The organism is Polaromonas eurypsychrophila (assembly GCF_014641715.1).
Lineage (GTDB): Bacteria > Pseudomonadota > Gammaproteobacteria > Burkholderiales > Burkholderiaceae_C > Polaromonas > Polaromonas eurypsychrophila.
Genome location: NZ_BMIG01000018.1, coordinates 40,319 through 53,996, shown reverse-complemented (window position 1 = coordinate 53,996; position 13,678 = coordinate 40,319). Strand labels below are relative to the sequence as shown.

At 60.1% G+C, this 13,678-nt stretch carries 14 protein-coding genes and 2 riboswitches; of the genes, 9 read left to right on the top strand and 5 right to left on the bottom strand.

Features of this window, described 5'->3' with window-relative positions; all coding sequences use genetic code 11:
• Positions 1 to 10 precede the first annotated feature (10 nt).
• Together IEX16_RS18335 and IEX16_RS18330 are read right to left on the bottom strand one after the other, a co-directional pair.
• A complete protein-coding gene (locus IEX16_RS18335) occupies positions 11 to 649 on the bottom strand; it encodes a 3-oxoacid CoA-transferase subunit B (protein ID WP_188709933.1) in 639 nt (212 codons plus the stop codon).
• Between the two features lies 1 nt (position 650).
• Complete coding sequence (locus IEX16_RS18330; protein ID WP_188709932.1) at positions 651 to 1,352, bottom strand: CoA transferase subunit A; 702 nt, start codon at positions 1,350 to 1,352, stop codon at positions 651 to 653.
• A gap of 109 nt (positions 1,353 to 1,461) precedes the next feature.
• Here IEX16_RS18330 and IEX16_RS18325 point away from each other — a divergent pair, with 109 nt between their 5' ends.
• Positions 1,462 to 2,016, top strand: a complete 555-nt coding sequence (locus IEX16_RS18325) for a PAS and helix-turn-helix domain-containing protein (RefSeq protein ID WP_188709931.1) — start codon at positions 1,462 to 1,464, stop codon at positions 2,014 to 2,016.
• A gap of 117 nt (positions 2,017 to 2,133) precedes the next feature.
• On the opposite strand, the gene IEX16_RS18320 is transcribed toward IEX16_RS18325, so the two are convergent.
• Positions 2,134 to 2,511: a carboxymuconolactone decarboxylase family protein gene (locus IEX16_RS18320; protein WP_188709930.1), complete on the bottom strand. Its 378-nt coding sequence runs from the start codon at positions 2,509 to 2,511 to the stop codon at positions 2,134 to 2,136.
• A gap of 179 nt (positions 2,512 to 2,690) precedes the next feature.
• Here IEX16_RS18320 and katG point away from each other — a divergent pair, with 179 nt between their 5' ends.
• Both katG and IEX16_RS18310 read left to right on the top strand, forming a co-directional pair.
• A complete protein-coding gene (katG, locus tag IEX16_RS18315; protein WP_188709929.1) occupies positions 2,691 to 4,988 on the top strand; it encodes a catalase/peroxidase HPI in 2,298 nt (765 codons plus the stop codon).
• Between the two features lie 155 nt (positions 4,989 to 5,143).
• Entirely contained in the window at positions 5,144 to 5,755 is a 612-nt protein-coding gene (locus IEX16_RS18310) for a peroxidase-related enzyme (RefSeq protein ID WP_188709928.1), read from the top strand.
• A 62-nt stretch (positions 5,756 to 5,817) separates the two neighbouring features.
• Here IEX16_RS18310 and IEX16_RS18305 read toward each other — a convergent pair whose 3' ends face one another.
• Together IEX16_RS18305 and IEX16_RS18300 are read right to left on the bottom strand one after the other, a co-directional pair.
• The gene (locus IEX16_RS18305; RefSeq protein WP_188709927.1) at positions 5,818 to 6,237 is read right to left on the bottom strand and encodes an acyl-CoA thioesterase; all 420 of its coding nucleotides are present in this window, start codon (positions 6,235 to 6,237) and stop codon (positions 5,818 to 5,820) included.
• Positions 6,238 to 6,256: 19 nt separating this feature from the next.
• Positions 6,257 to 7,039, bottom strand: a complete 783-nt coding sequence (locus tag IEX16_RS18300) for an SDR family oxidoreductase (protein ID WP_188709926.1) — start codon at positions 7,037 to 7,039, stop codon at positions 6,257 to 6,259.
• Between the two features lie 123 nt (positions 7,040 to 7,162).
• On the opposite strand from IEX16_RS18300, the gene IEX16_RS18295 reads away from it, so the two are divergent.
• The 6 genes from IEX16_RS18295 (at position 7,163) to IEX16_RS18270 (ending at position 13,423) form a co-directional block, all read left to right on the top strand.
• Entirely contained in the window at positions 7,163 to 8,848 is a 1,686-nt protein-coding gene (locus IEX16_RS18295; RefSeq protein WP_188709925.1) for an electron transfer flavoprotein-ubiquinone oxidoreductase, read from the top strand.
• Between the two features lie 79 nt (positions 8,849 to 8,927).
• Entirely contained in the window at positions 8,928 to 9,293 is a 366-nt protein-coding gene (locus tag IEX16_RS18290) for a hypothetical protein (protein WP_188709924.1), read from the top strand.
• An 81-nt stretch (positions 9,294 to 9,374) separates the two neighbouring features.
• Complete coding sequence (gene denD / locus IEX16_RS18285; RefSeq protein ID WP_188709923.1) at positions 9,375 to 10,397, top strand: D-erythronate dehydrogenase; 1,023 nt, start codon at positions 9,375 to 9,377, stop codon at positions 10,395 to 10,397.
• Between the two features lie 99 nt (positions 10,398 to 10,496).
• A complete protein-coding gene (locus IEX16_RS18280) occupies positions 10,497 to 11,441 on the top strand; it encodes a TRAP transporter substrate-binding protein (RefSeq protein WP_373288378.1) in 945 nt (314 codons plus the stop codon).
• A 94-nt stretch (positions 11,442 to 11,535) separates the two neighbouring features.
• Complete coding sequence (locus tag IEX16_RS18275; protein ID WP_188709921.1) at positions 11,536 to 12,048, top strand: TRAP transporter small permease; 513 nt, start codon at positions 11,536 to 11,538, stop codon at positions 12,046 to 12,048.
• A gap of 82 nt (positions 12,049 to 12,130) precedes the next feature.
• Positions 12,131 to 13,423: a TRAP transporter large permease gene (locus tag IEX16_RS18270; RefSeq protein WP_188709920.1), complete on the top strand. Its 1,293-nt coding sequence runs from the start codon at positions 12,131 to 12,133 to the stop codon at positions 13,421 to 13,423.
• Between the two features lie 27 nt (positions 13,424 to 13,450).
• Positions 13,451 to 13,553, top strand: a riboswitch (glycine riboswitch).
• A gap of 22 nt (positions 13,554 to 13,575) precedes the next feature.
• Positions 13,576 to 13,677: riboswitch (glycine riboswitch) on the top strand.
• The last annotated feature ends 1 nt before the right edge of the window (position 13,678 follow it).

Here is a 13,678-nt window from a genome sequence, read left to right as displayed (position 1 = left end):
CCTGTGGCCATCAGTGCAGCTTGCACCCGGTTTTGGCCTGCAAGGCCTCCATCGTCACGCCGGGCGCCAGCTCGACCACCTTCAGGCCCTGTGGCGTGACGTCCATCACGGCAAGGTCGGTGATGATGCGGTCGATCACCGCTTTGCCGGTCAGGGGCAGCGTGCATTCGGGCAGGATCTTGAAGTCTTCCGTTCCGTCTTTCTTCTTCGCCACGTGCTCCATCAGCACGATGCAGCGCTTGACGCCGGCCACCAAGTCCATCGCGCCACCCATGCCCTTGACCATCTTTCCGGGAATCATCCAGTTGGCCAGGTCGCCCTTCTCGCTGACCTGCATCGCCCCCAAAATGCTCAGGTTGATCTTGCCGCCGCGAATCATCGCGAAGCTGTCATGACTGCCGAAAATCGACGATCCCTTGATGGTGGTGACGGTTTGTTTGCCGGCGTTGATCAGGTCGGCATCAACCTGCTCTTCGGTCGGAAAAGCTCCTATGCCCAGCATGCCGTTTTCAGACTGCAACCAGACTTCCTTATCGCTTGGCACGAAGTTGGCCACCAACGTCGGGATGCCGATGCCGAGGTTCACATAAAAACCGTCTTCGAGTTCCTGGGCGGCACGCGCCGCCATTTGGTCTTGGGTCCAGGGCATATCAGGCTTTCTCGGTGATGGTGCGTTTTTCGATGCGTTTTTCAGGGCTGGCATTGAGCACGATGCGGTGCACATAGATGCCTGGCAGGTGGATGTCGTCCGGAGCCAGCTCGCCCACTTCCACAATCTTTTCCACCTCAACAATGCAGACCTTGCCGGCCATCGCGGCGGCGGGATTGAAGTTGCGTGCAGTCAGGTTAAAACGCAGGTTGCCGGACTTGTCGGCCACGGCCGCCTTGACCAGCGACACATCGGGCACCAGCGAGTGCTCCATCACATAAGTCTCGCCGTCAAATTCACGCAGCTCCTTGCCCTCGGCCACCTGGGTGCCGACACCGGTCTTGGTGAAAAAGGCCGGAATGCCGGCGCCACCAGCGCGCAGCTTTTCAGCCAGCGTTCCCTGGGGCGTGAAATCCAGCGCCAGTTCGCCGGCCAGGTACTGGCGCTCGAACTCCTTGTTCTCGCCGACGTAGCTGGCAATCATTTTTTTGATCTGGCGCGTCTCAAGCAGTTTGCCCAGGCCAAAGCCATCCACACCGGCGTTGTTGGAAATAACGGTCAGGTCTTTCGTGCCGCTGTCCCGCAGGGCCTGAATCAGGGCTTCGGGAATGCCGCACAAACCAAAACCGCCAACAGCCATCAGCTGGCCGTCCTTGACGACGCCCTTGAGGGCCTCGGCAGCGGAGGGAAAAAGTTTATTCACAAAAATCTCCTGGAGAACTTCAACACATACTTCAAAAGCTTTACGATACTACCTATCAAGATACGTAGTTACCCCTAAAGTTTAACCCTCGCTGCCTCTGACAAACCTCATGGATATTGACTACCGCCTGGCATTCAACATGGCCCCGGTCGGCCTGGTGCTGTCGCGCAACCGGACCATTGTGGATTGCAACCAGCATGTGTGCGAGATGTTCGGCGCCACGCGCGAGCAATTGATCGGCCAGTCATTCCAGATACTCTACCCCAGCGCCGACGAGTACGAACGCATAGGCGCACGCATGCTGCCCATCCTCAATGCCAAGGGACACTACGCCGACGACCGCATCATGAAAAGGTTGGACGGCCGCCTCAAGGGAGAAACCTTTTGGTGCCATGTGACCGGACGCGCGCTGAATCGCGCGGCGCCGCATGAGTCCGGCATCTGGACTTTCGAAGACCTGAGCTCACGCCGACCCGTCAAGGCCGAACTGACAGCGCGGGAGCGCGAGGTGGCAGCTCACCTGCTGGACGGCCTGACCTCCAAGGAAATAGGCCGGGCCCTCGTCATCAGCCACCGTACCGTCGAAATTTATCGCGCCCGCCTGATGCGAAAGTACAAGGCCTCAACCACTGCCGACCTGGTGCACAAGCTGATGGACGGCTGAGCCTGGTGACCTTTGGGGCGGCCAGATAGCTATATTTTTGATAGCTAACTATGACCGCTGAGTATGGGCTGGGGTCCTAAAACGGTGGAATACGGTCGAAACAGCAAAAACAGGCGCTCAGGCCGGCTTCGGTCCGTCCACGACTTCCGCCGCCGTCCTGAAGGCGTCAACCGCTGTCGGCACGCCGCAATATACAGCCGCGTGCAGCAGCACCTCTTGCAGCTCTGCCGGCGTGGCGCCGTTGTTGAGTGCACCGCGCAGATGGCCTTTGAGTTCATGCTGCTTGCCCAGCGCCGTCAACATGGCCACGGTGATCAGGCTTCGCGTCTTCAAATCCAGGCCGGGCCGCTGCCAGACATCGCCCCAGGCTTTGCTGGTGATGTGCTCCTGGATAGGGCGGGTGAAATCGCTGGCGTTGGCCAAGGCGTTGGCAACGAAATCTTCGCCCATGACCTGCTTGCGCGTGGCAAGACCCTTGTCAAATTGGGATGGCATGCATAGTCTCCAGAAAAAAAGCACAGGCCGCGAGCATACGCGAGCAGTCTGTGCGGCAAATCCGCCGGCGTCATACCTTCACGCTATCGAAGAGATTGTCATTATTGGGTTGTTCTATCGATGGCCGAAGCCTAAACTCACTCGAGTCAAAAGTCGCAACACCCAACGGAGAGAAAACCATGTCCACTGAAACAACATGCCCATTTGCGGGCGCTGCCCTCAAACCCACCGTGGCTGGAGCCAGGAGCAATGCGGACTGGTGGCCCAATCAGCTGAACCTCAAGATCTTGCACCAGCACTCCGAGAAGTCCGATCCCATGGGCAATGCGTTCAATTACGCCGAGGAGTTCAAGAGCCTTGACTTGCACGCCGTAGTTAAAGACCTCCACGCCTTGATGACGGATTCGCAGGACTGGTGGCCGGCAGACTATGGTCACTATGGCCCATTCTTTGTCCGTATGGCCTGGCACAGCGCAGGCACCTACCGCATCGCCGACGGTCGCGGCGGTTCGGGCTTCGGCACGCAGCGATTTGCGCCCCTCAACAGCTGGCCTGACAACGGCAACCTGGACAAGGCGCGCCGCCTGCTCTGGCCGATCAAGCAGAAGTACGGCCGCAAGATCTCCTGGGCTGACCTGATTGTTCTGACTGGCACCGTTGCGATGGATTCGATGGGCTTCAAGACCTTTGGTTTTGCCGGTGGTCGCGAAGACGTCTGGGAGCCAGGCGAGGACATTTACTGGGGTCGTGAAGACACATGGCTTGGCGACGAGCGCTACAGCGGCGACCGTCAACTCGAGAGCCCTCTCGGTGCCGTTCAGATGGGCCTGATTTATGTGAACCCGCAAGGCCCCAACGGTAACCCGGACCCCATCGCTGCGGCGCGGGATATCCGCGAAACGTTCGCCCGCATGGCAATGAACGACGAGGAAACAGTGGCTCTTTGTGCTGGCGGACACACCTTCGGTAAAACCCATGGCGCGGCCGACCCGGAGAAGTACGTCGGAGCCGAGCCAGAAGGCGCCGGCATCGAAGAGCAAGGCTTTGGCTGGAAAAACACCTTCGGCAGCGGCAAAGGCGTCCACACCATCACCAGCGGCCTTGAAGGCGCCTGGACCCCAACCCCAACCAAGTGGGACAACAGCTACTTCGACACCCTGTTCGGTTTTGAGTGGGAACTGACAAAGAGCCCCGCCGGCGCGCACCAATGGCAGCCCAAAGACGGCGCTGGCGCAGGCACTGTGCCGGATGCGCATGATCCGTCGAAGCGGCATGCGCCCTTCATGGCCACCACCGACCTCTCTTTGAGGATGGACCCGGCCTATGAGAAGATTTCGCGGCGCTTTCACCAGAACCCCCAGGAATTCGCAGACGCCTATGCCCGGGCCTGGTTCAAGCTGACGCATCGTGACATGGGCCCGGTCGCACGTTATCTTGGCCCACTTGTGCCCAAGGAAGAGCTGCTGTGGCAAGACCCGGTTCCCGCAGTGGACCACGCGTTGGTCGCTGAGCAGGACGTCGCTGCGCTGAAGGCCAAAGTCCTCGCATCCGGTCTTTCCATTTCTCAACTGGTCACGACGGCATGGGCGTCGGCAGCTACCTTCCGCGGCAGCGACAAGCGCGGTGGCGCGAACGGCGCGCGAATTCGCCTGGCTCCGCAAAAGTTCTGGGAAGTCAACCAGCCGGTCGAACTTGAGAAAGTGCTCAAGGCTCTGGAAGCTGTTCAAAAAGATTTCAACGGCGCCCAATCCGGTGGCAAGAAAATCTCGATGGCTGATTTGATCGTACTCGGCGGCTCCGCAGCCGTTGAGGCCGCTGCCAGGAAGGCCGGGGTTGAGGTAAAGGTTCCGTTTACACCGGGACGTACCGATGCGTCGCAAGAGCAGACCGATGTGGACTCGTTCGCCGTACTGGAGCCAACCGCTGACGGATTCCGCAATTACCTTCGCAAGGGACACACCGGATCGGCAGCCGAGATGCTGGTGGATCGGGCGAATTTGATGACGCTGACTGCACCCGAGATGACAGTACTGGTTGGCGGCATGCGCGCATTGAATGCCAACTTCCAGCAGACCGCACACGGCGTATTCACTGCGCGGCCTGAAACTTTGAGCAACGATTTCTTCGTCAACCTGCTCGATATGGGCACAAAGTGGCACCAACCCGGCGCGCATCGTGCCGTGATCAAAGGCGCGACCGAAGGAGGCGCTCAGGAGACCACCGGCTTGATCGACATGAACACCAATGTGCCTCAGCCAATTGAGTCTGAAGGTGTGCTGCAGGGACGCGACCGCACATCGAACGAGGTCAAGTGGACTGGTACGGTCGTCGATCTGGTCTTCGGTTCCAACTCCCAACTTCGCGCCATCGCAGAGGTTTATGCATGCAGCGACTCGCAGCAAGTATTCGTGCGTGACTTTGCAGCGGCCTGGACCAAAGTGATGAACTTGGATCGCTACGACTTGGCGCAAAACTGAAAGCAGGGCCCTGAGGCCTTGTACCGCGCAGCCGCCAGTTGGTACCGGGTTATTCCGGGCTGACTGGCGGCTGTTCTATTTCCGGCCTGCTTTTGGCCCACGGTTGTTTGCAGTTCGCGGTTAATCTCAAGGTCTACCAACTGCAGGAGCCCGCCATGTCAGCGCCACAGTCAACTCGCATCACCTCCTCTCGTTACCCGGCCCCTGAGCTGGCGAACCTGCCCGACGACATAAAAGCCAAGGTGCTGGAAGTCCAGGAGAAGGCGGGATTTGTGCCCAATGTGTTTCTGGCACTGGCCCGTCGTCCGGCCGAATGGCGGGCCTTTTTTGCCTACCACGATGCGCTGATGCTGCGGGAAGAATCCGGCCTCACCAAAGGCGACCGCGAGATGATCGTCACCACCACCAGCGCTGCCAACCAGTGCCTTTACTGCGTGGTGGCACATGGTGCGCTACTGCGAATTTATGAGAAGAAACCGCTGGTCGCCGACCAGGTGGCGGTGAACTACCGCAAGGCCGACATCACGCCGCGCCAGCGCGCCATGCTGGACTTCGCGATGAAGGTTTGCGAGCGCTCGCATGAAGTCGGAGAAGCCGACTTTGCCGCGCTGCAGGCGCACGGCTTCAATGACGAAGACATCTGGGACATCGCGGCCATCACCGCATTTTTCGGTCTATCCAACCGCATCGCCAGCTTCTCCAGCATGATGCCCAACCCCGAGTTTTACCTGATGGGGCGTATCCCCAAGCAAAAGCAAGCCGGTTAACACGCTATATTTTTGATAGCTGTTTGCGCCCGACCCTCATGGGCTGGAGGCCATTTTGACCTTTAACCGACGATGCTGCGCATCCAGTCGGGCAGCGTGACTGCTTTCTGGCTCGGAAAGTCCACCCAGATGGTGGTGGCGCCGCCGGCCGCATAAATCACGCCGGGCTGGTCAATGCGCTCCATCGTGCCCCAGGTTTCAAAGGTGGTGCGGCCGGGGTCGCTGGCATACATGCGAATCAGGATATCGCCAGGGTATTCAAGCTGTTTGTAGAAGTTGCAAAACGCGTTGACGATGACCGGGCCCTCGCCTTTTGGGTCCGGCACGCAGCCGATGGAATACATCCAGTCGATGCGCACCGTCTCCAGGTAGCGGAAGTAGCTGGTGTTGTTGACGTGGCCCATCGCGTCCATGTCGCCCCAGCGGATCGGCATGCGCATCTCGAAGACTTGCTTCTTGCTCTCGGGAATCTCAATTTTCATCGGTCAATCTTCTTCTGGCTCAAATGCCGAAGCCATCATCGGCAGCGATCACGGCGCCGTTGATGAAGTGACTCTGGCCGCTGGCCAGCATCACCAGCAACGCGTCCAGGTCCTCGGGTGTTCCTACGCGTTTGCGCGGCAACATCTGCACGAGTTTTTTGCCCTGCTCGGTCTGCCAATGGTGGTGGTTTATTTCAGTGTCGATGTAGCCGGGGCAGATCGCATTGACGTTGATACCGAATTTGCCCCATTCCAGCGCCATGGCCTTGGTCATCTGCACGACCGCCGCCTTGCTCATGCAGTACACGCCGATCTGCGGCAACACGCGCAGGCCGGCCATCGAGGCGATGTTGATGATGCGCCCGCCGGAAAACGTGCCCGGCGCTGTGCCGCGTGCGCGGGCCAGCATACGTTTGCCCACTTCCTGCGCGACAAAAAAAGCGCCTTTGGTGTTTGTATTGAGAACGAAATCGTATTCAGCCTCTGACATATCTTCCAGGCGGCCGGTGGCGCCGACACCGGAATTGTTGACCAGAATGTCGATGGGTCCGACCTCGGTCTCGGCATGCGCGACCGCCGACTTGATGCTTGCGGTGTCCGTCACGTCAAGCATCACCACATGCGCATCGCCCCCGTCGGCCTCAATCTGCGCGCGCAGGTCCTTGAGTTTGTCCATGCGCCGGCTCGCCAGCACCACTGCCGCGCCGGCGCGGCTCAGGGTTTTGGCAAACTGGGCGCCCAGCCCACCGGAAGCGCCTGTCACCAGTGCAACCCGTCCCGACAAATCCAGGCTGTAGGCCATGGCAAACTCCTGTTGATTAGAGATCAGCGTCTTTCCCGCTGCTGACATTAGCAGAATAAAATCAGGCGCTGCAACGGCGCCGACAGCCGACACGTTCCGCAATTCATTATCAGCGAGCCCCACATGAACAACCAAGAAATCCTGGCCCAGTTCGGCCCCCGTGAAGCCATGGAATACGACGTGGTCGTGGTCGGGGGTGGGCCAGGTGGTCTCGCCACCGCGATTCGCCTCAAACAACTTGCCGCAGAAAAAGGCACGGACATCTCGGTGGTGGTGCTCGAAAAAGGCTCGGAGCCCGGCGCGCACATTCTGAGCGGCGCACTGATGGATCCGCGCGCGCTCACAGAACTCTTTCCCAACTGGAAAGAACTCGAAGCGCCCCTGCACCAGCCCGTCACCGGCGACGAAATGCTGTTCCTGAGCCAAACCGGCAAGATCAGCACGCCGCAGTTGCTGATTCCCAAAAGCCTTCACAACGAAGGCAACTACGTCATCAGCCTGGGAAACGTGGTGCGTTGGCTGGGTCAGCAGGCAGAAGCCCTGGGCGTGGAAATTTTTCCTGGCTTCTCTGCTGCCGAAGTGCTTTACAACGACGACGGCTCTGTGAAAGGCGTGGCCACCGGCAATCTCGGTGTGGGCAGGGATGGCGAGCCGTCCGATCACTTTCAGCTCGGCATGGAGCTGCATGGCAAATACACCATCTTTGCCGAAGGCTCTCGCGGCCACCTCGGCCGCCAATTGATTGAAAAATTCAAACTTGACGCCGGCAAAGACCCGCAGACTTATGCCTTGGGCATCAAGGAGTTGTGGGAAATCGACCCGGCCAAGGCCAAACCTGGCCATGTCGTGCATTCGCTGGGCTGGCCCATGGACAACCAGACCTACGGCGGCGGTTTCCTGTACCACCTCGAAGGCAACAAAGTCACACTAGGCTTCATCACCGGCCTGGAGTACAGCAACCCGTGGTTGAGTCCCTTTGAGGAAATGCAACGCTGGAAAACACACCCTGCGATTCGCCAGTACCTGGAAGGCGGAAAACGCATCAGCTATGGCGCGCGCGCCATTACCTGCGGCGGCCTGATGAGCCTGCCGAAAACCGTATTTCCCGGCGGCGCGTTGGTGGGCTGCGAGGCAGGTTTTCTCAACTTCGCGCGCATCAAGGGTAGCCACGCCGCCATGAAAACCGGCATGCTCGCAGCCGAGGCCGCCTACGCCGCAGTCACTGGCGGGCGCCAGCATGACGAACTGAGCGCCTACCCTGAAGCCTTCGAGAAGAGCTGGCTGTTTGAAGAATTGCAGGTCTCGCGCAACACCAAGCAGTGGATGAAAAAAGGCTTGTACCTGTCGTCCATCATGAACGGTATCGAGCTGTGGCTGCTGCCCAAGCTTGGTTTCAAGTCACCGCCCTGGACCATTCACAACAAGGTGCCTGACCACGCCAAACTCAAACCGGCGTCCGAGTGCCCGCAAATTGTTTATCCCAAGCCTGACAACAAGATCACCTTTGACCGCCTGAGCTCGGTGTTTGTCTCCAACACCAACCACGAAGAGCAGCAGCCGGCGCACTTGACGCTGAAAGATGCCAGCGTGCCGGTCAACGTCAACCTGGCCACCTACGCCGGACCGGAAGCGCGTTATTGCCCGGCCGGGGTTTACGAGTTCGTGAAGAACCCCGACAACTCGGACCGTCTGCAGATCAACGCGCAGAACTGCGTGCACTGCAAGACCTGCGACATCAAGGACCCGACGCAGAACATCGTCTGGGTCACCCCTGAAGGCGGCGGCGGGCCCAACTACAGCGGCATGTAAGGCGCCGGGCACGCAGGAGCCGGGGGTATACCCCGTGCGTGGTTGAGGGTTTGTATCTTCCTGATGTCTTTCTCAAGACATGGCTTGGCTGGAATCGCTGCTGCCTTACCGGCTGGCGCAATGGACCGAACTGCTGCTGTATGCGGTGCTTCCGGTGCTGCTGCTCAGCGGTTTCCTGCTGGCCTGGATACCGCGGCTGTTCGACTGGCGCATCAGCGCGGCAATGCAAAATTTTTACGGTGAACTGAAGTTTCTCGAAACCGACATCGACAAAACCGTCACCGAGGACCCGATGTCACTGCGCCGCCTGCTGGCCCAGCTCGACAACATCGAAAAACAGGTCACCCAACTGGACTTGCCGACCGAGTTTTCCGAGCGCTGGTACACCCTGCGCGAGCACCTGGCTGCCGCCAGGGAACGGCTGCTCACACTCAGGGCGCGCTGAATAAATCGATGGCGCGCTAGACTCGGTGCCTTCCGGCCAGTCCCTGGCCCCAGTCAATGAATAGCGAAAGCCCGACACTTCATGAATATCGTCATCACCGGCGGCGCCGGATTTTTGGGCGTACGCCTGGCCCGTGAGCTGCTCAAACAGGAAACACTGTCGCTGGCCGGCAGTCCAGCGCAGACCATCACCCGCATCACGCTGGTGGATCGCGCGGCGCCACCGGCGGACCTGGCGGCCGACAGCCGGGTGCACGCCATGGAAGGGGATCTGAACGCGCTGCTGGAGCCGGACAACACGGCGGCACCCGTGGTGGCCGAAGGGACGTCGCTGATTTTCCATCTGGCGGCTGCGGTCAGCGGCGAGTGCGAGGCCGACTTCGACCTTGGCATGCGCAGCAACCTGGACGCCACACGCGCGCTGTTGCAGGCCTGCCGCGAACTCAAGGCAGCACCGACCCTGGTTTTCGCCAGTTCGCTGGCCGTGTTCGGCAACTCGCCGGAGCAGCCGCTGCCCGAGGTGATCACCGACACCACCCTGCCGACACCGCAAAACAGCTATGGCATCCAGAAATTCATCGGCGAGCAACTGGTGGCCGACTACTCGCGCAAGGGTTTTGTGCGCGGCCGCAATGTGCGGTTGATGACCGTCAGCGTGCGCCCCGGCAAACCCAATGGTGCGGCGTCGAGTTTTCTCAGCGGCATGATCCGCGAACCGTTGGCCGGCGTGCGCGCCGTCTGTCCGGTCGCGCCGGAAACCCCGGTGGCGCTGTCTTCGCCCGGCCACACCATAGACGGCCTGATTCGCGCCGCCGAGGCCAGCGATACGCAATGGGGGGCGCGCACCGCCATCAACCTGCCAGCCCTCAAGACCACCGCCGGCGAGATGGCGGCAGCGCTGGCGCGGGTCGCCGGCAAGGAGGTGGCCGGGCTGATTGACTGGCAGCCTGATCCCTTGATCGCCAATATCGTGACCAGTTGGCCGGCCCATATCCGCGCCGAGCGCGCCGCTAGTCTGGGATTGCTGCCGGAGCAGAGTTTTGACGACATCATTCGCGCCTACCTCAGAGAAAACCCCTATGCGGTGAAGCCGCCGCAGCGTTGAAAATCAGAAGTTGTATGACAACTTTCACACTCACCCCCATCCATTGAGGAGACATCCATGACATTTTTGAAACCCACTCTGTCGAGTGTTGCCCTGGGCATGACGCTGGCAATGGGCCTGACAGCCGGTGCTGCCGCCCAAACCATCCTGAAGATCGGTTACGCAACAACCAAGGAATCGCATTACGGCGTGGGCTCCACGGTGTTCTGCGACGAAGTTGAAAAAGGTACACAAGGCCGCTACAAATGCCAGCAGTTCCCGAGCTCCCAGCTCGGCGGTGAACGCGAGCAGATCGAGGCCGTGCAGCTCGGCACCCAGGACCTGACCAACACCTCCACCGGCCCTGTCGGCAACTTCGTGCCTGAAGTCAAGATCGTCGATATCCCTTTCCTGTTCCGTGACTACGACCACGCCCGCAAGGTCATGGACGGCCCGATAGGCCAGGACATCCTGGCCAAGTTCCCGAGCAAGGGCATCATCGCCCTGGCCTGGACGGAAAACGGCTTCCGCCACATGACGAACAACAAACGCGACATCGTCAAGCCAGCCGACGCCGCCGGCCTGAAGATGCGCACCATGGAAAACAAGGTGCACATGGACGGCTACCGCACCTTCGGCATCCTGCCAACACCCATGGCCTTCCCCGAGCTGTTCGGTGCGTTGCAGCAAGGCACGGTTGACGGCCAGGAGAACCCGATCCCCGTGATCCTGGCGTCGAAGTTCTCGCAGGTCCAGAAACACCTGTCCCTGACGGGGCATGTGTATTCGCCCGCGCTGCTGCTGATCTCGCCCAAAACCTGGAACAAGCTGAACGATGCCGACAAGAAAATCTTTACCGAAGCCGCCAAAAAAGCCGGTATTGCCCAGCGCAAAAAGGTCAATGACGATGAAAGCAACGGTATTGCGCAGCTCGAAAAAGACGGCATGAAGGTCACCAAGGTGGTTGATGGCGCCGCCTTCCGCGAAGCGCTGAAACCAGCCTATGCCGGATACGCCAAGGAATTCGGCGCCGACAACATCAAGAAGATCCAGGACGTCCGCTAAAACGCCGCACAATGGCCGCCCGGCTCGAACCCGGGCGGCTTTTTTTTTGGAAAGCGGCCGCAGCGGGTGCTCAACATCAAAATCAAAAATATCAGTGAAAACCTTTGAACATTATTTTCTCGGCGCCAATCGCTGGGCCCTGATCCTGCTATTGGCCGCGATGGCCCTCATCATCTTCACGAACGTGGCCCTGCGCTACCTCACCAGCCAGTCGATCGAATGGGCCGAGGAAGTTTCCCGCCACATGATGATCTGGCTGACCTTCCTGGGCGCCGGGCCGGTGCTGCGTTACGGCGGCCACATCGCTGTCGAAAATTTACAGGATGCGCTGCCGCGCAAGGCCGCCGTGGCCCTGCGCATGCTGGTGGCGACCTTGCTGTTTGCCTTCTTCATCTTCATGATCTGGTACGGCTGGCTCTACATGGGCCGCACCCTATTCCAGCTCACCGCGGCCACCCAGATCCCGTTTGCCTACATCTACGCCGCGATGCCGGTCGGCGGCCTGCTGCTGGTGATCCACTGGGCACTGATCGTGCGCGGCTACGTGCTGGAGCGCAAGTTCGCATCGGACGCACATTTTGATGCGAATGCGAGTGCGTCGCTATGAGCACCGCCGGACCGCTCCAAGGTGCGAGAGCCCCCTCGGGGGGCAGCGCATTACATGCAGTGAACAGCGTGGGGGCATGCTCATGAGCGCCAGTCTGCTCCTGATCCTGTCGACCTGTTTTTTCCTGGCCATTGGCGTACCGGTGGCCTTTGCGCTGGGGCTGGCCACCGCGGCCACGCTGATCCTGGCCGAGAACTTCCCGTTGTTTGTGCTGCTCAAGGAAACCTTTACCGGCATCGACAGCTTTCCGCTGATGGCCGTGCCTTTCTTCATCCTGGCTGCCGAGCTCATGAGCGGTGGCTCGTTGACAGAAGTGCTGCTGAGGTTTGCCGGTCAGTTTGTCGGCCACAAGCGTGGCGGGCTGGGCTACACCAATGTGGTGTCGCTGACCTTCTTCTCCGGCATCTCCGGCTCGGCGCTGGCCGATGCGGCCGGCCCAGGCTCCATGCTGATCCGCATGATGGACAAGGCCGGCTATGACCGGTCCTACGCCGCCGCACTGACGGCGGCAACGGCGATTGTCGGGCCCATCATCCCGCCTTCGATCATCATGATCATCTACGCGCTGCAGGAAGACAGCGTTTCGGTCGGCGCGCTGTTTGTCGCGGGTCTGCTGCCGGGTCTGCTGATTGCCGTGGCCATGTGTCTGGTCAATTTTCATGTCTCGAAAAAACGCAACTACCGCGGTGACGGCGGCATGCCGCCCTGGCCCGAAGTCTGGCGCACCACCTGGAAGGCCATTCCCGCGCTGCTGCTGCCGGTGATCATTCTGGGCGGCATGCGTGCCGGCTGGTTCACACCGACCGAAGCCTCGGTGGTGGCGGTGTTTTATGCACTGGTGTGTGGCAAGTTCATCTACCGCACGCTGGAATGGAAGGCGCTCCCCGACATCCTGGCGCGCTCGGCGCTGCTGACGGCCTCGGTGCTGATCATCATCGGCATGTCGGCCTCCTTCGCCTGGATCCTGACCATCGAAGGCTTGCCACAGATGATGGCCGACTGGATCATCAGCATGAACCTGTCGCCCTGGATGTTCCTGATCTTCGTGAACATCTTCCTGCTGCTGTTCGGCATCTTCATCGAGCCGCTGCCCGGCGTGATGGTGCTGGCGCCCATCCTGGCGCCGGTGGCGTTCAAGCTGGGCATTGATCCGATTCACTTCGCGATGATCGTTATTTACAACCTGACGCTGGGCATGATCACGCCACCTGTGGGCGGCCTGTTGTTCGTGACATCGAATGTGGCTCGGGTCCCGATGGGGCCGCTGGTACGCGAGCTGGTGCCCTTTCTGTGGGCACACGGCGCGGTGCTGCTGCTGCTGACCTTCGTGCCGGCATTGAGCACCTGGTTGCCACGCGTACTGGGCTTCAAATAGCGGGCGGATTTTTCGCTTCCGTTACACTCAATGCCGTCAGGAGAGAGTTTTCTTCGCGAAAACCGCCGAAGGCGCATGCCCACCCTTTCTGGTGGGCTGAACGCTCAGGCAAAAGGACTGGCAACCGCCCTTCGCCAAGCATTTGACGAGCGGCGTTCCCTACTGGAGAGAGGCGGTCTTCAAGGTCGTTCACCGAAGGAGCAAGCCCGCATCGCCGGGTGAATCTCTCAGGTAAACCGGACAGCAGGGGCAGCC